Raw genomic sequence first — 23,829 nt, forward strand, 5'->3', positions numbered from 1 at the left:
TCGCACAGTGGTCGCATACGGACACGGAGCGGAGCCTTCCCTTACCCGGCTGCGGATCGCCCTTTACTCCGACGCCGCCCGGATCGCCCCCTCGACCTCCGGGAACGCGAAGGTGAACCCCGACTCCAACAGCCGTGCGGGCAGCACCCGTTGGCTGCCGAGCACGTCCCCGGCCATCTCGCCGAGCACGGCCCGCAGCACCGGCGCCGGAACCGCGAAGAGGGTCGGCCGGTGCAGCACACGCCCCATCGCCGCGGTGATCTCACGGTTCGTCAGCGGATGCGGGGCGGTCACATTGAACGGGCCCGACAGGTCGTCCCGGTCGATCAGATGCCGGATGGCGGCCACCTCGTCGTGCAGCGAGACGAAGGACCAGTACTGCCGCCCGTTCCCCATCCGCCCGCCGAGTCCGGCCTTGAACAGCGGGAACAGCCGCCCCCAGGCCCCGCCCTTGCGGGCCACCACGAGCCCCGTGCGCGTGAACACCGTCCGTACGCCCGCCTCCTGCGCGGGCAGCGCGGCGCCCTCCCAGTCGACCACCAGCGAGGGCAGGAAGCCCTCCCCGGGCGGCGCGCTCTCGTCGACGGGCCGCTCGCCGGTCTCGCCGTAGTAGCCGATCGCGCTGCCGTTGACGAAGACCCGCGGGCGCTCCTCGGGCGGCAGCGACGCCATGGCCTTCGCGAGAGCCGTCGTGCCCAGCACCCGGCCGCTCCGCAGCTTCGCCTTGTACGCCTCCGTCCAGCGGCGCGAACCCACGTTGGCCCCGGCCAGATTGACCACCGCGTCGCATCCGGCGAGCCCCGCCGCGTCCACGGACCCGGCCTCCGGATCCCACCGCACCTCGTCCTTGGACATGGGTGCGCGGCGCACCAGCCGCACCACCTCATGCCCGTCGGCGCGCAGGGACGTCACGAGGGCGCTGCCGATGAGGCCGGAGGATCCGGCGACGGCGATTCTTGAATGTTCCATAAACCCCATCCTGCCTCTGACCACATAAGACCCCGGACAAGACCCCGGTCGGGTTTCGGTGCCCGAGATTTAGGGTGGCGCTCATGCCGCAGCTCTACCAGTCGCCGTACATACGCATCGCCCTGCCGGACGACGAGGAGGAGCTGTCCCTCCTCGACCGCCGCACATGGTCGTACCTACACGCGGTCATGCCGCAGCCGCGGCCGCCCTACCCGCCGTTCTTCGACGAGCGCCACGCCCCCGACGACCATCTGGTCGCCGAGCTGGACCGCCGCATCGTCGGCTTCGTCCGACTGGGCTTCCCCACTCCGCTCGCGGCCAACGCGCATGTGCGGCAGATCCAGGGGCTCGCCGTCGCCGACGAGGCGCGTGGACTGGGCGTCGGGCGGGCCCTGATCCGCGCGGCCGTCGAGGAGGCCCGGCGCAGGGGCGCCCGGCGTCTCACCCTGCGCGTCCTGGGCCACAACACGCCGGCGCGCAAGCTGTACGAGTCCGAGGGGTTCGTGGTGGAGGGGGTGCTGCCGGAGGAATTCTTCCTGGGCGGTCGGTACGTGGACGACGTGATCATGGGGCAGCGGCTCTGAGCGCTCACCGCGGGAGGTGACGTCAGGGCGGGCCGTGAGGGCGGGCCGTCAGGACGAGATGAGATCCCCCGTGTCCACGGGCGCCGTCGCGTCGGCCGCGCGCTTCGCGTCGGCGGCGACCTCGTCCGCCGTCAGGACGTAGCCGGTCTCGTCGTCGGAGGTGGAGCGGGCGAAGACGACGCCGAACACCTTGCCGTCGGTGGTCAGCAGCGGACCGCCGGAGTTGCCGGGGCGGACGGTGGAGCGGATCGAGTAGATCTCGCGGGTGACGGTGTCGTCGTTGTAGATGTTCTGGCCGGTCGCGCGCACGCGGTTCGCGACCGTCGCCGCCTGGAGGTTCAGGTCGCCGTCCTCCGGGTAGCCCGCGACGACGGCTGAGTCGCCGCGGTCGGCGTCGTCGTCGAACCGCAGGACGGGGGCGCGCAGATCGGGCACGTAGAGCACGGCCACGTCCCGCTCCGGATCGAAGAGGACCACCCGTGACTCGTACGACCGCCCGACCCCGCCTATACGGACGCTGGGCTCGTCGATGCCGGCCACCACGTGGGCGTTGGTCATCACGTGCCGCGGGGCGTAGACGAAGCCGCTGCCCTCGCGGCCCTGGGTGCCCGAGACGCCCTCGATCTTGACGGTGCTGCGCTTGGCGGCGTTCGTCGCGGCCGACGTGACGCTGTCGCCGGTGGGCTTGGCTACCTCGGCCGTCGACTCGTTCTCGAACGGGTTGAAGACCTGCGGGAAGCCCGCCTCGGTGAGGGCGGAGGTGGCCCGGGAGAACCAGGCCGGGGTGGTGTCCGGCATCGCGCCCTGCACCGTGCCGAGCAGCCGGGAGTCCCGGATCGCCGAGGTGAGCAGCGGGGAGGAGGACGCGGCGAGGACGCTCGCCGCCACCCACGACACGATCAGCACGGCCACCGAGTTGGCCACGGCCCCGCCGACCCCGTCGGCCACCCTGAGCGGTCCCCGGTCCAGCTCCCGGCGCAGTCGCAGCGCCAGCCGCCCCGCCAGCTCGTGCACCACCACGGCCGGGACCAGCACCGTGAGCACCGCCGTGACCGTCGCCTGGGTCGTACCCGGTGTGACCAGGTCCATCATCCACGGCAGGATCCATACGCCGATCACCGCGCCGCCCACGAAGCCGGCCAGCGAGACGCAGCCGGCCACCAGTCCGCGCCGGTAGCCGGATGCCGCGTAGGCCAGGACGACCAGCAACAGCAGGATGTCGAGCAGGTCCACGGAGCCGCCTTTCTCTCGGACCCCTTAGTACGCGCGCGAGGCGCCCGTTGATCAGCACACGCACACGCGCCGCCCGAAACCGGCCACGCTGCGTGCACCTGGAGAAACGCCCCGGACCAGGACGATGGTTCCACCGGGTGGCACACCACACATCGCGGGCGGACCTGATCCGTCGGACAGTAGGTCCATGCCTGCCTTCCGACGGGTCACCCGACGGGTCTTCCGGAGAACACGGGGGAGACGGAGACCACGTGCCGTGCGAATGCCTTGGGCTGCGCGGATATGGGGGGTGACGGGGGCGGACGCGGAGGCGGAGCAGGTGGGTGGCGCGTCGGGAGCGATGGGGGCGAGTAGTGGCGTGGCGGGGGTGGACGGGGCTGTGCGTGGTGCGGGGGTGGAACGGGACGGGGACAGCGCGGGCGTGGAGCCAGTGAGGGAGGCCGCGCTTGAACGGGGCGCGGAGCAGGGTGAGGAAGCTGGGCGCGGGTCGGGAGCGGGGCACGTAGAGGGGGCGGCGCGCGAGGCGGGGGCCGCGCGGGCGGCGAGGGACTCGGAAGCGCCGCATCCCCGGAGCCGGCGATCCCGAGCGCGGCCTTCAGTTGGCGGGCAGCGTAGAACGCGGCTGCAACCCGCTGTCCGGCGCTCCCGCCCTGGGCTGTCGTCCTTCTCCGGTCGGCGTTTCCGGTCGCGTTCCGAGGCTTCCGCCGATCGGCGTTTCCCCAGTCGGCCGCGGCCTTCAGCTGGCGGGCAGCGCAGAGCCCGGCTGCAACCCGCGGCTGCCCGGCACCCCCGTCCCGGGCCGCCGTCCCCCACCGGCCGACGTTTCCGGTCGCGGCCCGGGATTCCCGCCGGTCGGCGCTTCCGATTCCGGCCCGAGACTCCCGTCGCCCGGCGCTTCCGGCCTCGGCTCAAGCCTTCCGTCGCCCGACGCTTCCGAGCCACCGCGCCCCGGGCCCTCACCGGTCACCGCCTCCGCCCACGGCCCCGGCCCTTCACAGGTCGCCCCATCCCCACCGCCCTCCTCGTGCTCCTCGGCTGTCTCCCCGGACTGGCCGCCTTCCTCGCGTTGGTGCTGTGTGCGAGCGGGGTGGAGCGTACGGTCGCGGCGGGTGGGCAGGGGGCGGTCGTGGCGCGGCAGGTCGCCTCGTATCAGGCGCCCCGGCCGGACATCGTGCCGAGGGCGGCCTGGCTGGACGAGGACACCCGGCATGCGCAGCCGCCCCCGCGCTACGACGACGGCGTCGTCGCCGTCTTCGTCCATCACACCGACTCGCCCAACGGCTACGACTGCGCCGACGCGCCCCGCATCATCCGCTACCTCTACGCCGGCCAGACCGGCTCCCGGCACTGGGACGACATCGGCTACAACTTCCTCGTCGACCGCTGCGGCACGATCTACGAGGGCCGCGCGGGCGGCGTCGACCGTCCCGTCACCGGCGCCCACACCCAGGGCTTCAACCACCGCACCACCGGCATCGCCGCCCTCGGCACCTTCACGGCCGGTGTCGAGGTACCGAAGGCGATGACCGAGGCGATCGCCGCGCTGGCCGCGTGGAAGCTGGGGCTGTCCGACACGGACCCGCGCGCGAAAGTCCGCCTGACGTCCAGCAACAGCCTCAGCCGCTACGCCTCCGGCAGTACCGCCACGCTCCCCGCCCTGGCCGGCCATGACGACGGCTACATGACCAGTTGCCCGGGCGCCGCCCTCACCGCCCGCCTCCCCGAGATCAGACAACTGGCGGCACATCTCCAGGGCCGAAACACGGTGGTAGCGCAACGGCCATGAGCCCCGCCCGCCTCGCCTGCGCCCCCGGCGTCAGCGGCGTCCCCCGGCGTCACAGGCGTCCCCCGGCGTCACAGGCGTCGCCCGGCGCTCTCGGCGTCACCGGCGTTCCTCGGCGTCGCCCGGCGCTCTCGGCGTTCCTCAGGGCCCCCGCGGTCCCCCGGCACCGCCAGTGCCACCAGAGCCCCCCCCGCGTCAGCGGCGTCCCCCCAGCATCACCGGCGTCGCCCGGCGCTCTCGGCGTCACCGGCGTTCCTCGGCGTCGCCCGGCGCTCTCGGCGGTCCTCAGCGCCCCCGCGGTCCCCCGGCACCGCCAGTGCCACCAGAGCCCCCCGCGTCAGCGGCGTCCCCCCAGCATCACCGGCGTCGCCCGGCGCTCTCGGCGTCACCGGCGTTCCTCGGCGTCGCCCCGCGCCCTCGGCGTCCCCCAGCGCCTCCCGGCGTCCCCCCGGCACCGCCAGCGCCCCCAGCGCCCCCGGCGTCCCCCGACACTCCCAGTGCCACCACCGCCCCCACATCACCTGCGCCCGAGATAGACCCCCAACGCCCGCTGCAACACCTTCCCCTGGCTCCCCACCGGCAGCTCCCACTCCCCGAGGTACTCCACCGCCCGGCCGCCCGTCCCCGTCTTGAAGCGGAGTCGGCCGAGCAGCCGGTCCTCGGTGAGGGAGGGGGTGATGGAGCGCAGGTCGTACGTCTCGGCGCCCGATGCCCGGGCGTCGAGCAGCATGCGCCACAACAGCGCGCTGCTGGGCCGCAGTTGGCGCCCCCGGCGGCCGGACGCGGCGTACGAGTGCCAGACACGGGAGCCGACGCTGATCATGAGGGCCGCGGAGAGCACCTCGCCGTCGTATTCGGCGAGATAGAGCCGCAGCCGGTCGTCGTCCTCGGCGTTCAGGGCCTGCCACATGCGCAGGAAGTAATCCAGCGGGCGGGCCTTGAAGCCGTCGTGGGCGGCGGTCGCGGTGTACAGGCGGTAGAACTCGGGCAGGTCGGCGGCCGAGCCCCAGGAGACCCGGACGCCCGACGCCTCGGCCGTCCGCAGTGACTGTTCCCAGTGCGGGGCGAGGGCGCCGCGCAGCTCGTCCACCGAGCGTCCCGCCAACGGGATCTCACAGCCGTAGCGCGGCTGACCGAGCCCGAAACCGCTCCCGTCGTCCTCCGCGCACCGCCGCCACCCGAGCCGCCCCAGCCGTTCCGCGACGTCGAGCGCGTAGCCGTCGATGCCGGCCGTCGGCAGATCGTGGAGGTGGCGTACGTCGGGGTCGGCGATGCCCGCAGCCACGGTGTCCGCGTCCCAGTGCCGTACGACGAGGGACGGCCCGATCCGGACAGCGAACGCGCCGATCCGCTTCAGGTGGGCGACGAGCGGGTCCAGCCACCGCTCCAGGCGCGGAGCACGCCAGTCGATCGCGGGCCCGTCGGGGAGGTAGGCGAGATAGCGCCGGGTCCCGGGGAGCGGCCGGTACAGCACCAGCGCCGTCGCGATCATCTCCTCGCCCTCGAACCAGCCGACGCTCTCCGGCAGCCAGCCGGGCTTCACATCGCCCCACTCGGGGATCTGGAGATGGCTCGCGTCGGGATACCGCCGCAGATGGGCGAGGTGTTCCGCGCGCGGTATCTCCCGCACGAACAGGCTGGTCATGGGCAGGGTGCTCCTGGTCGGGGCGGCCACCGTAATCCGGGGATCACCGGATCGGTCAAGAGTGCACGGGTTAACGGCGGCCGACGGACACCGGAACTCCGCGTGTGCGTGCCCGCCCTCGGCCTCACAGGTTTCTCGTAGCCGATTCAAGGATCGCGCCGAGGCGGCCTCCCTATCGTCATGCACACGCACTGACCGGAGGTGGGGATCATGAGCAGCAGCGGTAACAACAGCAGCAGCAGGGGTACCAGCAGCGCGCGCGTCTGGACGGTGGTCTGCGCGGTCGCGACCGTCGTCCTCGGCCCGGCCGCCGTCACGGCGTCCGCGCTCGACCAGGCCAACAAGGCGCCGATGTACCAGGCGGTGAAGGCCGAGCAGACCCAGGCGTACATCCCGTCGGAACCGAGCCGCAGGCGTGCAGCCGTGGCCTGAGGATCAGCCCTTCAGCACTTCAGCAGCCCATCAGCCCTTGAGGCCCGAGGATCAGTCCTTGAACCGCTCCCAGAGTTTGGGCAACCGCTCCGCCAGCGCCCGCTCGTTCTCGAAGTCGACGGGCGTGCCCACCGGTTCCCCGGGCGCGGGCGGGATGCCGAGGTCGGGGGCGACGGTGCCGGTGAGCTGTTCGTAGGCCTCGTCGGCCGCGTAACCGAGTTCCTCGGCGTCGCCGTCGAACTCCTCGTCGAAGTCGTCCAGCAGGTCGGCGAGCGAGTCGGGGTCGTGCACACCGCCCTCGTACACCTCGCGGCCCTGGCCGATCAGCCAGCATCGGAAGAAGTCGAACGCGTCGTCGCTGGCCCCGTCCAGCAGGACCCAGGCGGCGGCCCAGAGGTCCCAGGCGTACGCGCGGTTGTAGCGGGCCTCGAAGTGACGCGCGAAGTCCAGGATCATCTCCGGGTCCAGGGCCAGGAGCCGGTCCACCAGCAGGTCGGCCTGCTCCTCGGGGTCGCCCTCGGCGGCCTCCCTGGTTCCGTCGATCAGCTCCCAGAACTCCGTCTCGTCCATCACGGGTCAAGCATCGGCCCTGGGCGGGTGGGGCGCACGTGGAGTGGGGCGGATTGTTATAGCGGATTGTCATGGCCGCACGGCCCGTGCGCGGCCCGGCACGGCGACAAACCGCCTGACTCACGCCGTATGCGTACACGTCACGTGCGATACAGCTCCGCCAGCCGTATCGCATCGCCCGCGAAACGCGCCCTCAGCCCCTCCGGCGCCAGTACCTCGACCTCGGGCCCGAGCATCGACAGCTGGGAGTGGGCTACCTCCTCGGACTCCACCGGCAGGGTCACCGTCACCCACCCGTCCCCGTCCGGCGCACCGGCCGCCTCCAGCGCCTCCCGCGCGGACTGCGGATCGACGGCGTACGACAACCTGCGCGCACCGCCCGGCGACACCCGCACCACGACCTCGGCCCGCAGGAGGGACCGCGCGAACTGCTCCGCCCGCTCGTCCCAGAAGCCCGGCAGATCGAACTCCTCGTCCCGCTCGAACCGCGCGTCCACGGCGGCCACGGCGTCCACGGCGGTGAACCGGTCGATCCGGTAGACCCGGTACGAGCCGTGTCCCGCCACGCGGGCGCACACGTACCAGACCCCCGCCTTCAGCACGAGCCCGTACGGCTCAAGCTGCCGCTGGACCTCGCCCTCCCCGCGTCTGTACCGGGCCACGATCCGCCGGTCGTCCCACACCGCGTCCGCGACGGCCGGCAGCAGCTCGGGGGTCTTCGGTTCCTTGAACCAGTTCGGGGCGTCGAGATGGAACCGCTGGGCGGCCGTACGGGAGGCGTCGCGCAGGGAGGGCATGAGGGCCGCCGACACCTTCAGCCGGGCGGCGGACGCGGCGTCCTCCAGCCCCATCTCCCGCAGGGCGCCCGGAACACCGCTGAGGAACAACGCCTCGGCCTCACTGCGCCCGAGCCCCGTGAGCCTGGTCCGATACCCCCCGATGAGCCGGTACCCGCCGGCCCGCCCCCGGTCCGCGTACACCGGAACCCCGGCCTCCGAAAGTGCCTGCGCGTCCCGCGTCACGGTCCGCTCGGACACCTCCAGCTCGCGCGCGAGTTCGGCGGCGGTCATGGAGGGTTGGGACTGGAGCAACAGCACCATCTTGATCAGCCGGGCAGCACGCATACGGCCATCATGCCGGGGCCCACTGACAACGCCATCGACAACGATGAAGGGGTACGGCGGTTGCCGTACCCCTTCATCGAGCGTTCACCGAGCGTCGGCTGTCACAGCCCGTACTTCTCCCGCGCTTCCTTCACCGCCGTCGCCTTGACCTCGCCCCGCTTCGCGAGCTGGGCCAGGGCCGCGACGACGATCGACTCGGCGTCGACGCCGAAGTGGCGGCGCGCCGCCACGCGGGTGTCGGAGAGGCCGAAGCCGTCGGCGCCGAGGGAGGAGTAGTCCTGCTCGACCCACTGCGCGATCTGGTCGGGAACCTGGCGCATGTAGTCGGAGACCGCGAGCACCGGGCCCTCGGCACCCTGGAGCGCCTGACGGACGAACGGCACCCGCTCCTCGCCCCGCAGCAGCGCGTCGTCCGCCTCCAGGGCGTCCCGGCGCAGCTCCGTCCAGGACGTCGCCGACCAGACGTCGGCCGCCACGCCCCACTCCTCGGCGAGCAGCTTCTGCGCCGCCAGCACCCAGTGGATCGCCGTGCCGGAGCCCAGCAGCTGGATGCGCGGGGCGTTCGCCGCCGGGGACAGGTCCGCCGACTCCGCCGTGTTGAAGCGGTACAGGCCCTTGACGATGCCCTCGTCGATGCCGAGGCCGGCCGGCTTCGCGGGCTGCGGCAGCGGCTCGTTGTAGACGGTGAGGTAGTAGAAGACGTTCGGGTCCTCACCTTGGGCCGCCTCGCCGTACATCCGGCGCAGGCCGTCGCGCACGATCGTCGCGACCTCGTACGCGAACGCCGGGTCGTACGTCAGCGCCGCGGGGTTCGTCGCCGCGATCACCGGCGAGTGACCGTCCGCGTGCTGCAGGCCCTCGCCCGTCAGCGTCGTACGGCCGGCCGTCGCGCCGACGAGGAAGCCGCGGCCGAGCTGGTCGCCGAGCTGCCACATCTGGTCGGCCGTGCGCTGCCAGCCGAACATCGAGTAGAAGATGTAGAACGGGATCATCGCTTCGCCGTGCGTGGAGTACGCGGTGGACGCGGCGATGAAGTCGGCCATCGAACCGGCCTCGGTGATCCCCTCGTTGAGGATCTGGCCGTTCTTGGCCTCCTTGTAGTACATGAGCTGGTCGCGGTCGACGGGCTCGTACGTCTGGCCCTTGGGGGAGTAGATCCCGAGGGACGGGAACAGCGACTCCATACCGAAGGTGCGCGCCTCGTCCGGCACGATCGGCACCCAGCGCTTGCCCGTCTCCTTGTCGCGGACCAGGTCCTTGATGAGGCGGACGAAGGCCATCGTGGTGGCCACGTTCTGCGTGCCGGAGCCCTTGTCGAAGGAGGCGAAGGCCTTCTCGGCGGGGGCGGGCAGCGGGGCGAGCGCGTGCGTGCGGCGGGCCGGGGCCGGGCCGCCGAGGGCCGCGCGGCGCTCCTGGAGGTAGCGGACCTCGGGGGAGTCGGCGCCGGGGTGGCCGTAGGGGACGACCCCGTCGACGAACTGGCTGTCCGAGATCGGCAGCTCCAGCAGGTCGCGCATGTTCTTGAACTCGTCCACCGAGAGCTTCTTCATCTGGTGGTTGGCGTTCTTGGACGCGAAGCCCTCGCCGAGCGTGAAGCCCTTGACCGTCTGGGCCAGGATGACCGTCGGCGCGCCCTTGAACTCCAGGGCCGCCTTGTAGGCCGCGAACACCTTGCGGGCCTCGTGGCCGCCGCGCGACAGATGGAAGCACTCCAGGATCTTGTCGTCGCTCAGCAGCTTCGCCATCTCGACGAGCGCCGGGTCCTTGCCGAAGAAGTCCTGGCGGATGTAGGCGGCGTCGCGGGTCTGGTACGTCTGCACCTGCGCGTCGGGTACCTCGCGCAGGCGGCGTACGAGCGCGCCGGTGGTGTCGAGCTGGAACAGCTCGTCCCACGCCGTACCCCACAGCGTCTTGACGACGTTCCAGCCGGCGCCGCGGAACTGGGCCTCCAGCTCCTGCACGATCTTGAAGTTGGCGCGGACCGGGCCGTCGAGGCGCTGCAGGTTGCAGTTGATGACGAAGGTCAGGTTGTCCAGGCCCTCGCGGGAGGCCAGGGCGAGTGCCGCCGTGGACTCCGGCTCGTCCATCTCGCCGTCGCCGAGGAACGCCCACACGTGGGAGGCGGAGACGTCCTTGATGCCGCGGTTGGTGAGATAGCGGTTGAAGCGGGCCTGGTAGATGGCCGACAGCGGGCCGAGGCCCATCGACACCGTCGGGAACTCCCACAGCCAGGGGAGGCGGCGCGGGTGCGGGTACGACGGGAGGCCGTCGCCGCCCGACTCGCGGCGGAAGTTGTCGAGGTGCTGCTCGTTCAGCCGGCCGTCGAGGAAGGCGCGGGCGTAGATGCCGGGGGAGGCGTGGCCCTGGATGTAGAGCTGGTCGCCGGAGCCGTCCCGCTCCTTGCCCTGGAAGAAGTGGTTGAAGCCGGTCTCGTAGAGCCAGGCCGCGGAGGCGAAGGTGGCGATGTGGCCGCCGACGCCGTATTTGCTGCCCCGGCTCACCATCGCGGCCGCGTTCCAGCGGTTCCACGCGGTGATACGGGCTTCCATCGCCTCGTCACCGGGCACGGACGGCTCGGCGGCGGTCGGGATGGTGTTGACGTAGTCGGTCTCGAGGAGCTTGGGCAGCGCGATGCCGGTGCCCTCGGCACGCTCCAGCGTGCGTCGCATCAGGTATGCGGCGCGGTGCGGACCGGCCGCCTTGGCGACCGCGTCCAGCGAGGCCTGCCATTCGGCGGTCTCCTCCGGATCCCGGTCGGGGAGCTGGTCGAGCGCGCTCGGCTGGATGGCGTTGGGGTCGGTCATGTCGCCGCCTTCCTCAGTCGAAGGGGGTTCCCTCATCGGTAAGGGTTCGGGGGTGCCCTTGGTCTTTGGCAGGACAGGGCGGAGACCTCGGTGGAGGTCCGTCGGCGACAATAGCTCGCTGATCGATGATCGATCAAAGGGTTGAGGACGAAAACCTCTTGATCACGAGAAAGTCGGCACGCGGTGCCTTTCGGGCAGGCACGGGGTGCCGCGTTCTCCAAGGGTTTTCGCAGGTGGGGATACGTATGAGCGGGGTGGCGCTCAGGGCGTGCGCGGTCGCGCTCAGGCCTCGTGCCGGGGGGCGCAGCCGAGCACATGCGCCTTGACGATCTCGGCGATCCGGGGGTCCCGGCGCCGGAAGGCCGCCACCAGCTCCTCGTGCTCCTCCGCGTACGACTGCTGCACGGTCCCCAGCCAGCGGATGGACAGGGCCGTGAACACCTCGATGCCGAGGCCCTCCCAGGTGTGCAGCAGCACGGAGTTGCCGGCCGCGCGGACCATCTCGCGGTGGAAGGCGACGGTGTGCCGTACCTGGGCGGTGCCGTCGGAGTTGCGGTCGGCGTCGTAGAGCGCGGTGACGTGCGGGTCCAGGGCGGAGCAGTCCTCGGCGAGGCGCTCGGCCGCGAGTTCTGCGGCGATGGCCTCCAGGCCGGCCCGGACCGGGTAGCTCTCCTCCAGGTCGGCGGCGGTCAGGCTGCGGACGCGTACGCCCTTGTTCGGTGCCGACTCGATCAGGCGCAGGGACTCCAGCTCGCGCAGTGCCTCCCGTACGGGGGTCTGACTGACCTCCAGCTCGGTGGCGATACGTCGCTCGACGATCCGCTCTCCCGGCTGCCAGCGACCGCTGATGATCCCCTCCAGGATGTGCTCGCGGATCTGTTCGCGCAGCGAGTGGATGACGGGGGCGGTCATGGGGGCTCCTTAGGGCGCGTTGACGTTTAGACAATACGGCGGGTGCGCTCCGCTGGGAGGGCCGACAGGGTGCTTTCGTGCAGGTGAGACGAGACTTACACGGTGTCTGTGTGCCTAAAGGGGTGGGATGGTCCGTCGTCTGGAGGCTGCGGGTCGTGTGTGGCTCGTCGCGCAGTTCCCCGCGCCCCCAAACAGGTCGGTGCCCTCGCCCGGAGATTCCGGGCGAGGGCACCGACCTGACCTGCTTGAGGCGATTACAGGCCGAGCTCGACCTCGAACTCGCCCGCCTCCAGGATCGCCTTGACCGCCGTCAGGTAACGGGCCGCGTCGGCGCCGTCGACCAGGCGGTGGTCGTAGGAGAGGGTCAGGTACGTCATGTCGCGGACGCCGATGACCGTGCCCTCCTCCGTCTCGATGACGGCCGGGCGCTTGACCGTGGCGCCGATGCCGAGGATCGCGACCTGGCCCGGCGGCACGATGATCGTGTCGAAGAGCGCGCCGCGCGAACCGGTGTTGGAGATGGTGAAGGTCGCGCCGGACAGCTCGTCGGGCGTGATCTTGTTGGCGCGGACCTTGCCCGCCAGGTCGGCCGTGGCCTTGGCGATGCCGGCGATGTTGAGGTCGCCCGCGTGCTTGATGACCGGGGTCATCAGGCCCTTCTCCGAGTCCACCGCGATACCGATGTTCTCGGTGTCGAAGTAGGTGATCGTGCCCTCGGCCTCGTTGATCTTGGCGTTGACGGGCGCGTGCGCCTTCAGCGCCTGGGCCGCGGCCTTGACGAAGAACGGCATCGGGGAGAGCTTGACGCCTTCGCGGGCGGCGAAGGAGTCCTTCGCCCGGGCGCGCAGCTTCATCAGACGCGTGACGTCGACCTCGACGACCGACGACAGCTGCGCCTGCTCGTGCAGCGCCTTGACCATGTTGTCGCCGATGACCTTGCGGATGCGCGGCATCTTGACGGTCTGGCCACGGAGGGGAGAGGCCTCCAGGGACGGCGCCTTCTTGGCGGCGGCCGGCGCGGCAGCGGCCGGGGCCGGAGCAGCGGCGGCGGCCTTCGCGGCCTCGGCGGCGGCGATGACGTCCTGCTTGCGGATACGGCCGCCGACGCCGGTGCCCTTGACGGTGGCCAGGTCGACGCCGTTCTCGGAGGCGAGCTTGCGCACCAGCGGGGTGACGTAGGCGCCCTCGTCGGTCGCGCCCGCGGCGGCCGGAGCCGCCGGAGCCGGGGTGACCGGGGCCGGCGCGGGGGCCGGAGCCGCCGGGGCGACCGGAGCCGGGGCGGCAGCGGCCGGAGCGGCGGGGGCGGCGGGGGCGGGAGCCGGAGCCGCGGGGGCAGCCGGAGCCGCGGGCGCGGCCGGGGCGGCCGGTGCCGGGGCAGCGGCGGCGGGGGCCGGAGCAGCCGGGGCCGGGGCGGCCGCCGGAGCGGCACCCGCGACGCCGATGACGGCCAGCTTGGCGCCGACCTCGGCCGTCTCGTCCTCGCCGACCACGATCTCCAGCAGCGTGCCGGAGGCAGGCGCCGGGATCTCGGTGTCGACCTTGTCCGTCGACACCTCCAGCAGCGGCTCGTCGGCCTCGACGCTGTCACCGACCGACTTCAGCCAGCGGGTGACGGTGCCCTCGGTGACGGACTCGCCGAGCGCGGGCAGGACGACGTCCGTGCCCTCGGCGGCACCGGCCGGAGCGGCGGCGGGGGCCTCGGCGGCGGGCGCCGGGGCGGCAGGGGCCTCGGCCACGGGGGCCGGAGCGGGCTCGGCGGCCGGGGCCGGAGCCTCGGCGGCGGCGGGGGCCGGGGCAGCCGCGGGGGCGCCGGTCCCGTCGTCGATCACGGCCAGCTCGGCGCCGACCTCGACCGTCTCGTCCTCGGCCACCTTGATGGAGGCCAGGACGCCGGCGGCGGGGGAGGGGATCTCGGTGTCGACCTTGTCGGTGGAGACCTCGAGCAGCGGCTCGTCGGCCTCGACGCGCTCACCCTCGGCCTTCAGCCAGCGGGTGACAGTGCCCTCGGTGACGCTCTCGCCGAGCGCCGGAAGGGTTACGGAAACCGCCATGGTTTCGGTTGCTCCTTACGAATTGCGGAAGTCTGAAGTCGTCGCTTCGTCGACCGAGGGTCAGTCGTGCGAGTGCAGCGGCTTGCCCGCCAGGGCCAGGTGGGCCTCGCCGAGCGCCTCGTTCTGCGTCGGGTGGGCGTGGATGAGCTGGGCGACCTCGGCCGGCAGGGCCTCCCAGTTGTAGATCAGCTGGGCTTCGCCGACCTGCTCGCCCATGCGGTCGCCGACCATGTGGACGCCGACCACGGCACCGTCCTTGACCTGGACGAGCTTGATCTCGCCCGCGGTGTTCAGGATCTTGCTCTTGCCGTTGCCCGCGAGGTTGTACTTCAGAGCGACGACCTTGTCCGCGCCGTAGATCTCCTTGGCCTTGGCCTCGGTGATACCGACGGAGGCGACCTCGGGGTGGCAGTAGGTCACCCGCGGGACACCGTCGTAGTCGATCGGAACGGTCTTCAGACCGGCCAGACGCTCCGCAACCAGGATGCCCTCGGCGAAGCCGACGTGCGCGAGCTGGAGGGTCGGGACGAGGTCACCGACGGCGGAGATGGTCGGCACGTTGGTGCGCATGTACTCGTCGACCAGGACGTAGCCGCGGTCCATCGCGACGCCCTGCTCCTCGTAGCCGAGACCGGCGGAGACCGGGCCGCGGCCGACGGCGACCAGCAGGACCTCGGCCTCGAACTCCTTGCCGTCGGCGAGGGTGACCTTGACGCCGTCGGCGGTGTACTCGGCCTTCGAGAAGAAGGTGCCCAGGTTGAACTTGATGCCGCGCTTGCGGAAGGCGCGCTCAAGAAGCTTCGAGGAGTTCTCGTCCTCGACCGGGACGAGGTGCTTCAGGCCCTCGATGACGGTGACGTCCGAGCCGAAGGACTTCCAGGCGGAGGCGAACTCGACGCCGATGACGCCGCCGCCCAGGATGATCGCGGACTTCGGTACGCGGTCCAGGACGAGGGCGTGGTCCGAGGAGATGATGCGGTTGCCGTCGATCTCCAGGCCCGGCAGCGACTTCGGCACGGAGCCGGTCGCGAGGAGCACGTGGCGGCCCTGGACACGCTGGCCGTTCACGTCGACGGAGGTCGGGGAGGACAGGCGGCCCTCACCCTCGATGTACGTCACCTTGCGGGAGGCGACAAGACCCTGCAGGCCCTTGTACAGGCCGGAGATCACGCCGTCCTTGTACTTGTGGACCCCGGCGATGTCGATGCCCTCGAAGGTGGCCTTCACACCGAACTGCTCGCTCTCGCGAGCCTGGTCGGCGATCTCGCCCGCGTGCAGCAGGGCCTTGGTGGGGATGCAACCCCGGTGCAGGCAGGTGCCGCCGACCTTGTCCTTCTCGATCAGGGCGACGTCCAGGCCCAGCTGCGCCCCGCGCAGGGCCGCGGCGTAACCGCCACTACCACCGCCGAGGATCACTAGGTCGAAAACGGTGCTGGCGTCGTTCGCCACGTCACGTCCTCCATGCATGTGCGCCGTGCGCCGGTCGTCGATGACCGACAGGCGGCTGGTGTCCGGCCGCTCTTTCTTCGGCCCTGTGGTGGGGCCCTGTCCTGCCGAGCCCCATCTTCGCACTTGTCCACACCGAACGAGACGCCGGGCCGGTGTGTGAGACGTCCCACGTTCAGTTGAGCGGACGGACGAGGCGCGTGAATGAGCGCATCAAATAAGGGGGCTCCGCCCTACCCGCGCGCGGAGCCCCCTCTTGTTCAGACGTTGTTCAGAGCAACCTCACCCCAGGTCCCCCGCCGCGGTGAGTTCCGCGAGCCGGACCAGCGTCCGCACCGCGCTCCCGGTGCCACCCTTCGGCGTGTACCCGAAGGGCCCGCCGTCGTTGAACGCCGGACCGGCGATGTCCAGGTGCGCCCAGGTGACGCCCTCACCGACGAACTCGCGCAGGAACAGACCGGCGACCAGCCCGCCACCCATCCGCTCACCCATGTTGGCGATGTCGGCGGTGGGCGAGTCCATCCCCTTGCGCAGGTGCTCCGGCAGCGGCATCGGCCAGGACGCCTCCCCGACCTCCTCGGCCGCCTCCACGATCGCGGAGCGGAACGCGTCGTCGTTGGCCATCACACCGAAGGTGCGGTTGCCGAGCGCCAGCACCATCGCACCCGTGAGCGTCGCGACGTCGACGATCGCGTCCGGCGTCTCCTGCGACGCCGCCCACAGCGCGTCGGCCAGCACCAGCCGGCCCTCGGCGTCGGTGTTGAGCACCTCGACGGTCTTGCCGCTGTACATGCGCAGCACGTCACCGGGGCGGGTGGCGGTGCCCGACGGCATGTTCTCGGCGAGCGCCAGCCAGCCGGTGACGTTCACCCGCAGCCCGAGCCGCGCGGCGGCGACCACGGCGGCGAACACGGCGGCGGCCCCGCTCATGTCGCACTTCATCGTCTCGTTGTGCCCGGCCGGCTTCAGCGAGATGCCGCCCGAGTCGTAGGTGATGCCTTTGCCGACGAAGGCGAGGTGCTTGTCCGCCTTGGAGGTGGTGTACGACAGCTTCACCAGCCGCGGGCCCGCCGCCGACCCGGAGCCGACGCCCAGGATGCCGCCGTAGCCGCCCTTGGCCAGCGCCTTCTCGTCGAGCACCTGCACCTTGATGCCGTGCTCCTTGGCCGCCGCCGTGGCGACCGCCGCGAAGGACTCCGGGTTGAGGTCGTTCGGCGGCATGTTGACCAGGTCGCGGGCGCGGTTGAGCTCCTCGGAGACGGCGGTGGCGCGCTCGATCGCGGCCTTGTGCTCCTTGTCGCGCGGCTTCCCGCCGAGCAGCGCGGCCTCGGCGAGCGGGGCCTTGCCGTTCTTCTTGGCCTTCTCGTCCTTGCCGTTCGCCTTGTAGGCGTCGAAGGCGTACGCCCCGAGCAGCACACCCTCGGCGACGGCACCGACGTCACCTGCGTCGCCCAGCGGCAGCGCGAACGCGGCCTTCTTGGAACCGGCGAGGGCGCGGGCGGCGACGCCGGCGGCCTTGCGCAGCGCCTCTCCCTCGTACGACCCGTCCTTGGCGTCCTCGGGCTCCGCCCCCAGGCCCACCGCCACCACGAGCGGGGCCTTGAAACCGGCGGGCGCGGGGAGCTTCGTCACCTCGCCCTCGGAACCGGAGGCACCGAGGGTCTCCAGGACGCCGGCGAGCTTGCCGTCGTACGCCTTGTCCACGGCCTCGGCGCCCGGTGCGACGACCAGGTTCCCGGACCTGGATGCCGTGCCCTTGGCGACACCGATCACGATCGCGTCGGCCCGCAGGCCGGGCGCCGCGGCGGTGCTGAGAGTGAGAGCAGTCACGGTGGTGAATTCTCGCTTCCGATGTGAAGTTGCATGGCCGAATGGTGTGGGTCGACCGGGCCCGACGGCCGACCCTAGTTCCGACCTACGGGTGCGGTATCAGCGGGGCCTTCCCCGGTGCGGCGAACACTCGGGATGAGCCTACGCTCGTGTGAGCGTTCGCTCATTCCTACGGGCGTTCACCTCTCGGTGGCGTCGTGGCCATTTCTTGATCCTCGGCATCGGTGAGCTGAGTCACACTCGTCTGGTTCCGGTGAGCGATCAGCTTGCCGCTTTGCATGATTTCCACGGATCCTCTGCCAATTTGTCACACGTGGCCGCAAGGGGATCTTCTGGGGGGAAGGGGCGATCAATGGCGCAGAGTGCGCGCAGATGGAGAAACCGCAGAAACGGCGTGGCCGCTTTGACGGCCGCGAGTCTGCTGACCCTGGGCCTGGCGGCGGCCCCGAGTGCCGTGGCCGCCGAGGAGCCGCGCATCGATCTCAAGGTGCTGGTCGTGGACAACGGCGACAGCCCCGTCGAGGCCATCACCGCCCAGCTGAAGAGCACCGGCATCCCGTACACCACCGTCGACCTGAACGACGCGAACCGCCCGACCATCACGGAGGCGTTCCTCAGCGACACGGTGAACGGCACGCCCCGGGCCAAGTACCAGGGCGTCGTCCTGCCCAACGAGGCCCCCTTCGGCGCCGGTTCCGCCGAGCAGACCACGCTGGAGACCTACGAGCGGACCTACGGCATCCCGCAGGTCGACGCCTACACCTGGGCCCACCCGGGCGTCGGCCTCGACTACACCAGCTCGGGCGGCTGGGCCGGCGCCCTCGACGGGCGCGAGGCATCCGTCACCACCGAGGGCAGGGCGGGGTATTTCGGCTACCTCGACGGCGCCTTCACCTTCGAGGACAACGACGCCTCCGTACAGGAGAGTTACGGCTACGTCGCCCGGCCCCGCACGGGCTTCACCAGCTACGTCGACCTTCCCGTGCCCGCCGGCTCAGGGCGCGGCAGCCTCGTCGGCGAGTACAGCCACGACGGGCGCCGCGAACTGGTGGTGACCTTCGCGTACAACCAGTACCAGCAGCAGTTCCGGGTACTTGCCCGTGGCATCGTCGAATGGCTGACACAGGGCGTGCACCTGGGCCAGGCGCGCAACTACTTTGCCGTACATGTCGACGACGTCTTCGCTCCCGACAGCCGCTGGGACACCGAGCGCAACTGCACGCCCGGTGACTTCGACTGCGTGGGCGGTGACGGTGAGGGGACCACGCCGATCCGGATGACCGCCGAGGACGCGGTGTACGCGGCCCAGTGGCAGCGCGAGCACGGGTTCACGCTGGACATGGTCTACAACGCCGGCTCCGGCGAGGAGTGGAAGAGCGAGAACGGAGGCGCCGACGCCCTCACCGACCGACTGCTCGCCGACAAGGCGGAGTACCGCTGGATCAACCACACCTACACGCACCCCTTCCTCGGCTGTGTGCAGGACACCTCGACCGTGCCGTGGAGCTGCGCGAAGAACGCCGACGGCTCGACGCAGTACATGAGCCGCGCGGACATCTCCGCCGAGATCCGCGACAACCACAACTGGGCCGTCACCAAGGGGCTTTCGGTCGACCGCACCGAACTCGTGACCGGCGAGCACTCGGGTCTGAAGACCCTGCCCCAGCAGCCCGACGACAACCCCAACCTGGCCGGCGCCCTCGCCGACAACGGCGTCAGCTGGATCGCCTCCGACAACTCCCGTGAGCCCGACCAGCGTTCGGCCGGCGCCGCGCTGACCGTGCCGCGGTACCCGATGAACGTGTACTACAACACGGGGACCGAGGAGGAGATGGCCGACGAGTACAACTGGATCTACACGTCCACGGCCGACGGCGGCAGCGGCATCTGCGAGACCAACCCCGCCTCCACCTGCCTGGACGACCCGCTGGACGTGGCCACCGGCTACGACTCCTACATCGTCCCGCAGGAGGCCCGCACCGCCCTCGGGCACGCGATCGGCAACGACCCGCGCCCGCACTACGCGCACCAGTCCAACCTGGCCGAGGACCGGACGCTGTACCCGGTCCTGGACAAGGTGCTCGCCGACTACCAGGCGCTCTTCGCCGACAACACCCCGGTGGAGAACCCGGCGCAGAGTGCCATCGGCACCGAGCTGAAGCGCCGGGCCGCCTGGCAGAGCGCTCTCGCGGGCGGCTCCGTCACGGCGTACCGCGTCGGCACCGCCGTCACCGTCAACGCCCCGTCCGGGACGCAGATCCCGGTGACCGCACCGGAAGGGACCACCAAGCAACTCCTCATCGGCACCACCGCGTTCGGGACGCCGTACGCGGGAGAGCGCTCGGCCTGGACCACGCCGGGCCTGCTGCAGACCGCTCTCAAGCTGAACCTGCCGTCGTAGCGCAGCGCCAGCCACCGGCGCACCCCGGCGCCTGACCGACCACCTGCCGGGGTGCGCTCCGAGCCGCAGCACCATCTTTGTTCCAACAGGGGGGAACTCGCATGATGCGCAACGGCCGTCATGTCAGCATGCTCACCGAAGGCACCTATCCGCATGTCCACGGCGGGGTCAGCACCTGGTGCGACCAGCTCGTCAAGGGCATGCCGGAGGTTGACTTCCACATCGTGTCGCTCACCGGATCCGGTCGCGAACCCGTGACCTGGGAGATGCCGCCGAACGTCTACCGGCACACCTCGGTACCGACCTGGGGCCCTCGTCCGGGGCGCAAACGAGCGCCGTACGGCAGGGCCCGTCGTCGCTTCATCGACTCCTACGAGCGTTTCCTGCTCTCCTTCCTGGACCCCGAGGCCCACTGCGACTTCGGCGACGCCCTGGACGAGCTGGCCGAACTCGCCCGCGACGGACGCCTGTCGGCGGCCCTGCGCACCGAGTCGGCGCTGCGGTCGCTGATGTGGATATGGACGATGCCGCATCTGCCGACCGCGGCCGCCCGCCCGACCGTCCACGACGCCCTGACCGCCACCGACCTGCTGGAACACGCCCTGCGCCCCCTCGGGATCCGCATCCCCGAGGACTCCGTCGCCCACGCCGTGAGCAGCGGCCTCGCGACCCTCCCGGCCCTCGCCGCCCGCAGGCTGGACGGTGTGCCCTTCCTCCTCACCGAGCACGGCATCTATCTGCGCGAGCGCTACCTCGGCTACCGCAGCGACGCCCAGCGCTGGCCCGTGAAGGCGTTCATGCTCGGCTTCTACCGTGAACTGAACTCGCACGGTTACAAGACGGCCGACCTGATCACCCCCTGCAACCAGTACAACCGCCGCTGGGAGGAGCGCGGCGGCGCCGACGCCGACAAGATCCGCACGGTCTACAACGGCGTCGACCCGCACGCCTTCCCGCACGCCGGCCCCGAGCCCGAGATCCCCACCCTGACCTGGTGCGGCCGCGTCGACCCCATCAAGGACCTGGAGACCCTGCTGCGGGCCTACGCCATGGTCCGCGCCGAACTCCCGGAAACCCGGCTACGCCTGTTCGGCCCCGTCCCGCCCGGCGGCGAGGCCTACCGCACCAAGCTGGAGAAGCTCGCCGCCGAACTCGGCGTGACGGACGGCCTGACCTTCGAGGGCCGCATCACCGAGGTCTGGCGCGCCTACGCCGCCGGGCACGTCGTCATGCTGTCGTCCATCTCCGAGGGCTTCCCGTTCTCCATCATCGAGGCCATGTCCTGCGGCCGTACGACGGTCTCGACGGACGTCGGGGGAGTGCGCGAGGCCGTCGGCGACACCGGACTCGTCGTCCCGCCGCGCGAGCCGGAGAAGATGGCGGCAGCCGCCCTCACCCTCGTCCGCGACGACGAACGGCGCCAGGAATTGGGCGAGTTGTCCCGGCAGCGGGTGATCGACCGGTTCACGCTGCGCCGTTCCGTGGACAATTTCCGGACGATTTATCAGGAGCTCGCGGGCAGCACCGAGGTGTACGAGCCCACGCTCGAAACGGTCGCCGACTGGACCCTCGAACTGCGCGACCCCTGGTACGAGAAGGTCGCCACGGACGGAACCGGCTGGTGAGCGGAAGCATCTGGATGCCGCCCGGCTCCCGCCCCGACACCCTGCCCGCCATCCCGCGCCAGCGCACCAAGCCCAGCTGGGCGCAGCCCGACCCCCTCGACGAACTCGCCGAACGCCTCGACGACTTCATAGCCGCCGCCGTCCACCCCGACGAGATCGCCGCGCTCCTGGAGTCCGACGGCCTGTCCGACGACCAGATACGCGAGCGCTACGGCGTCAAGAACTCCTTCGCCCTCGCCGAGGAGCTGTACGAACGGGTCGAGCGCCGCTACCCGGAGCCCGACGGCCCGGTCCACGACCCCTGGCAGGTGGGCCTGCTGGGCTGTCTGCTGCGTGGCGTCGTCTTCGCCCTCCCCGGCCTCGGCTACGTCCTCGGCGCCCCCCTCCTCGCCGGCCCGCGCGACGACTTCGGCCTCCCCGCGGGCACGGTCCCGCTGCTGGCCGGCGCCCTGGTCGGCTGGACCTGGAACCAGGGCCTCGCCCATCGGGCGTACTCGTGGCTCGGGTTGGGGGACCGGGGTGCGGCCCGCCGTTCTCTGTTGCTCGGGGCGCCGGCGGGGGCGCTGCTGGGCGCCTTGGTCGCGATGATCGTGGCGGGGACGGCGGCCAAGGTCGACATGGCGGCGGTCGCCTTCGCCGCCGGGCAGGCCTGCTACCTCGGTGCGGCCACGGCTCTGCTGGTCATGGGCCGCGAACGGGCCCTGCTGGCGGTGTTGTCGCCGATGGCAGCGGGCGCGGTCGTAGCGTTGATCCACTCCGTGCCGGACGCCGCACGACTGACTCTGCTGCTGGGATCACTGACGGGGGTGGCCGTCCTTGGCCTACGTGAGGTCGCGCCCCCAAAGGGGCGCGGGGAACTGCGCGACCAGCCACAAAGCACCCGCAGCCGAGACACGACAATGGGCCCCCGCCTCTCCGCATCCCTCCCGTACGCCCTGTTCGGCCTGGCCACCGGCGTCCTCGTCCTCTACGCGGCCCTGGGCGACATCCTGACCGGCGAGCAGCGCAGCGCCGTCGCCGCCCCGGCCGCAGTCGCCCTGACGCTCAGCATGGGCCCCGCCGAATGGCTGCTGTACCGCTTCCGCAGCGGCAGCCTGGCGGGCCTGCGCTCCAGCAGCACACCGAGGGCGTTCTGGCGGGCCACGGTGAACACCGTCCTGAAGTGCCTCTCCGGCTACCTGCTCGCCCTCCTCGTGCTCAGCCTCGCGACCTCGGCCCTGTGGCCGCACGCCCCCGGCATCGCAGGCGTCCGCCTTGCCGGACTGCTCCTGCTGGGCGTGGTCCTGTGGACGGGCCTGCTGCTCCAGTCCTTCGGCGCCGTGCTCAGCGCGGCGGCGATCTGCAGCGCGGCGGCGCTCGCCCAGACGCTGGCGCTGGTGACGCACTCGGGCAGCCCGCACTGGATCGGCCTGATCGTCCACGGGACGGCGGCGCTGGCCCAGGCGACGCTCGTCTGCGCCCAGTTGGGGAGAGTGACGGCCCACCGATGAGCGACGGCACACCGATGAGTGACCGCACACCGATCAGAGATCTGCTGATCCCGTACTACGAGCACCCGTCCGTCCGCCCCGCCGAATGGGACGCGATCATCGCGGCGGCGCCCCGCCTCTACGGCGTCGTACTGAACCCGGCCAGCGGCCCCGGAGAGACGCCCGACCCGGCGTTCGCCGAGGTCGCGGCCCGGCTCCGGGCGGCGGACGTGCGGGTGCTCGGCTACGCCGACACCGACTACGGCCGCAGGCCGACCGCCGACGTCGTACGCGACCTCACGCGACACCGCGACTGGTACGGCACGGACGGCGTCTTCCTCGACCAAGTCGCCGCGGGCCGCGAGGAGTTCCCGTACTACCAACGGCTCGCGACGGCGGCCTGGGGCGCCGGCCACGGCACCCTCGCCCTGAACCACGGCACGACACCGCACCCGTCATACGCCAGGATCGCCGACGTCCTGGTCACCTTCGAGGGCACCTGGGCGACGTACACCCGCCTCGGCCCGCAGCAGTGGCGGGGCGGCGGGGGAGTGCGGCTGTGCCATCTGGTGTACGGCGTCCCGCCCGACGCCGACCTCGCGGAGTGGGCGCGCGATCGCGGGGCCACGGTGCACTGCGCGGTGCCGGGCGAGGGCGATCATCCGTGGGGCACGTTGCCGTGTGCGCTGGCGCCGACCGGCTGAGACGCGGTGGCGTCAGCCCAGTGACAGGGCCACGGGTGCGGTTGTGGCCGCGGTCTCCGCGAGGCCGTCGAACATGTCGCCGAGGCGGCGGGTGCGGTGCTGGGGGAGGGGCGCTGTGATCATCCAATGGGGCACGTTGCCGCACGCGCCGGCGCCGACCGGCTGAGACGCGGTGGCGTCAGCCCAGTGACAGGGCCACGGGTGCGGTTGTGGCCGCGGTCTCCGCGAGGCCGTCGAACATGTCGCC

General features: G+C 71.5%; 17 protein-coding genes. 7 read left to right on the plus strand and 10 right to left on the minus strand.

What is annotated here, in order from left to right; all coding sequences use genetic code 11:
- Nucleotides 1-63: 63 nt before the first annotated feature.
- Entirely contained in the window at nt 64-969 is a 906-nt protein-coding gene (locus tag ACIA8X_RS33065; protein ID WP_393442249.1) for a TIGR01777 family oxidoreductase, read from the minus strand.
- Between the two features lie 83 nt (nt 970-1,052).
- Here ACIA8X_RS33065 and ACIA8X_RS33070 point away from each other — a divergent pair, with 83 nt between their 5' ends.
- Nucleotides 1,053-1,553 (plus strand): GNAT family N-acetyltransferase, encoded by a 501-nt coding sequence (locus ACIA8X_RS33070; RefSeq protein WP_393442251.1) that lies wholly within the window; start codon nt 1,053-1,055, stop codon nt 1,551-1,553.
- Between the two features lie 48 nt (nt 1,554-1,601).
- Here the strand turns inward: ACIA8X_RS33070 and ACIA8X_RS33075 are convergent, their stop codons facing one another.
- On the minus strand, nt 1,602-2,786 hold the full coding sequence (locus ACIA8X_RS33075) for a MarP family serine protease (protein WP_393442253.1): 1,185 nt from the start codon (nt 2,784-2,786) through the stop codon (nt 1,602-1,604).
- A gap of 1,024 nt (nt 2,787-3,810) precedes the next feature.
- Here ACIA8X_RS33075 and ACIA8X_RS33080 point away from each other — a divergent pair.
- Complete coding sequence (locus ACIA8X_RS33080) at nt 3,811-4,572, plus strand: peptidoglycan recognition protein (RefSeq protein ID WP_393442255.1); 762 nt, start codon at nt 3,811-3,813, stop codon at nt 4,570-4,572.
- A 514-nt stretch (nt 4,573-5,086) separates the two neighbouring features.
- Here ACIA8X_RS33080 and ACIA8X_RS33085 read toward each other — a convergent pair.
- Complete coding sequence (locus ACIA8X_RS33085; protein ID WP_399459834.1) at nt 5,087-6,214, minus strand: lipid II:glycine glycyltransferase FemX; 1,128 nt, start codon at nt 6,212-6,214, stop codon at nt 5,087-5,089.
- Between the two features lie 210 nt (nt 6,215-6,424).
- On the opposite strand from ACIA8X_RS33085, the gene ACIA8X_RS33090 reads away from it, so the two are divergent.
- Nucleotides 6,425-6,646, plus strand: a complete 222-nt coding sequence (locus tag ACIA8X_RS33090) for a hypothetical protein (RefSeq protein ID WP_399459835.1) — start codon at nt 6,425-6,427, stop codon at nt 6,644-6,646.
- 51 nt (nt 6,647-6,697) lie between these two features.
- On the opposite strand, the gene ACIA8X_RS33095 is transcribed toward ACIA8X_RS33090, so the two are convergent.
- The 7 genes from ACIA8X_RS33095 to ACIA8X_RS33125 all read right to left on the minus strand — a co-directional run bounded on the left by ACIA8X_RS33095 (nt 6,698) and on the right by ACIA8X_RS33125 (nt 17,383).
- A complete protein-coding gene (locus tag ACIA8X_RS33095; RefSeq protein WP_393443229.1) occupies nt 6,698-7,216 on the minus strand; it encodes a DUF4240 domain-containing protein in 519 nt (172 codons plus the stop codon).
- A gap of 140 nt (nt 7,217-7,356) precedes the next feature.
- Nucleotides 7,357-8,340, minus strand: a complete 984-nt coding sequence (locus tag ACIA8X_RS33100) for a helix-turn-helix transcriptional regulator (protein ID WP_399459836.1) — start codon at nt 8,338-8,340, stop codon at nt 7,357-7,359.
- Nucleotides 8,341-8,441: 101 nt separating this feature from the next.
- Nucleotides 8,442-11,144, minus strand: a complete 2,703-nt coding sequence (aceE, locus tag ACIA8X_RS33105) for a pyruvate dehydrogenase (acetyl-transferring), homodimeric type (RefSeq protein ID WP_393442262.1) — start codon at nt 11,142-11,144, stop codon at nt 8,442-8,444.
- Nucleotides 11,145-11,426: 282 nt separating this feature from the next.
- Nucleotides 11,427-12,056, minus strand: coding sequence for a GntR family transcriptional regulator (locus ACIA8X_RS33110; protein ID WP_393442264.1), 630 nt, complete (start codon nt 12,054-12,056; stop codon nt 11,427-11,429).
- Between the two features lie 254 nt (nt 12,057-12,310).
- Nucleotides 12,311-14,107, minus strand: a complete 1,797-nt coding sequence (gene sucB / locus ACIA8X_RS33115; protein WP_399459837.1) for a 2-oxoglutarate dehydrogenase, E2 component, dihydrolipoamide succinyltransferase — start codon at nt 14,105-14,107, stop codon at nt 12,311-12,313.
- 60 nt (nt 14,108-14,167) lie between these two features.
- Nucleotides 14,168-15,556 (minus strand): dihydrolipoyl dehydrogenase, encoded by a 1,389-nt coding sequence (lpdA, locus tag ACIA8X_RS33120; RefSeq protein WP_393442268.1) that lies wholly within the window; start codon nt 15,554-15,556, stop codon nt 14,168-14,170.
- Between the two features lie 279 nt (nt 15,557-15,835).
- A complete protein-coding gene (locus ACIA8X_RS33125) occupies nt 15,836-17,383 on the minus strand; it encodes a leucyl aminopeptidase (protein ID WP_393442270.1) in 1,548 nt (515 codons plus the stop codon).
- Nucleotides 17,384-17,735: 352 nt separating this feature from the next.
- Here ACIA8X_RS33125 and ACIA8X_RS33130 point away from each other — a divergent pair, with 352 nt between their 5' ends.
- From ACIA8X_RS33130 to ACIA8X_RS33145, 4 genes are all read left to right on the plus strand, one after another.
- Entirely contained in the window at nt 17,736-19,784 is a 2,049-nt protein-coding gene (locus ACIA8X_RS33130) for a hypothetical protein (protein ID WP_399459838.1), read from the plus strand.
- Between the two features lie 101 nt (nt 19,785-19,885).
- Nucleotides 19,886-21,409, plus strand: a complete 1,524-nt coding sequence (gene pelF / locus ACIA8X_RS33135; protein ID WP_399459839.1) for a GT4 family glycosyltransferase PelF — start codon at nt 19,886-19,888, stop codon at nt 21,407-21,409.
- Nucleotides 21,406-22,899, plus strand: a complete 1,494-nt coding sequence (locus ACIA8X_RS33140; RefSeq protein WP_399459840.1) for a hypothetical protein — start codon at nt 21,406-21,408, stop codon at nt 22,897-22,899. Before pelF ends, ACIA8X_RS33140 begins: the two co-directional genes overlap by 4 nt.
- Before the next feature lie 32 nt (nt 22,900-22,931).
- Nucleotides 22,932-23,582 (plus strand): spherulation-specific family 4 protein, encoded by a 651-nt coding sequence (locus tag ACIA8X_RS33145; protein WP_399459854.1) that lies wholly within the window; start codon nt 22,932-22,934, stop codon nt 23,580-23,582.
- Nucleotides 23,583-23,829 lie beyond the last annotated feature (247 nt).

Source organism: Streptomyces sp. NPDC051738, assembly GCF_044453205.1.
In the GTDB taxonomy this organism is placed as follows: domain Bacteria; phylum Actinomycetota; class Actinomycetes; order Streptomycetales; family Streptomycetaceae; genus Streptomyces.

What these genes read in the sequence shown, in the direction of transcription:
- aceE (WP_393442262.1), bottom strand. Translation starts at nt 11,144, where the DNA reads ATGACCGACCCCAACGCCATCCAGCCGAGCGCGCTCGACCAGCTCCCC.
- ACIA8X_RS33070 (WP_393442251.1), top strand. Translation starts at nt 1,053, where the DNA reads ATGCCGCAGCTCTACCAGTCGCCGTACATACGCATCGCCCTGCCGGAC.
- pelF (WP_399459839.1), top strand. Translation starts at nt 19,886, where the DNA reads ATGATGCGCAACGGCCGTCATGTCAGCATGCTCACCGAAGGCACCTAT.
- ACIA8X_RS33095 (WP_393443229.1), bottom strand. Translation starts at nt 7,216, where the DNA reads ATGGACGAGACGGAGTTCTGGGAGCTGATCGACGGAACCAGGGAGGCC.
- ACIA8X_RS33065 (WP_393442249.1), bottom strand. Translation starts at nt 969, where the DNA reads ATGGAACATTCAAGAATCGCCGTCGCCGGATCCTCCGGCCTCATCGGC.
- ACIA8X_RS33110 (WP_393442264.1), bottom strand. Translation starts at nt 12,056, where the DNA reads ATGACCGCCCCCGTCATCCACTCGCTGCGCGAACAGATCCGCGAGCAC.
- sucB (WP_399459837.1), bottom strand. Translation starts at nt 14,107, where the DNA reads ATGGCGGTTTCCGTAACCCTTCCGGCGCTCGGCGAGAGCGTCACCGAG.
- ACIA8X_RS33130 (WP_399459838.1), top strand. Translation starts at nt 17,736, where the DNA reads ATGGCGCAGAGTGCGCGCAGATGGAGAAACCGCAGAAACGGCGTGGCC.
- ACIA8X_RS33085 (WP_399459834.1), bottom strand. Translation starts at nt 6,214, where the DNA reads ATGACCAGCCTGTTCGTGCGGGAGATACCGCGCGCGGAACACCTCGCC.
- ACIA8X_RS33090 (WP_399459835.1), top strand. Translation starts at nt 6,425, where the DNA reads ATGAGCAGCAGCGGTAACAACAGCAGCAGCAGGGGTACCAGCAGCGCG.
- ACIA8X_RS33100 (WP_399459836.1), bottom strand. Translation starts at nt 8,340, where the DNA reads ATGCGTGCTGCCCGGCTGATCAAGATGGTGCTGTTGCTCCAGTCCCAA.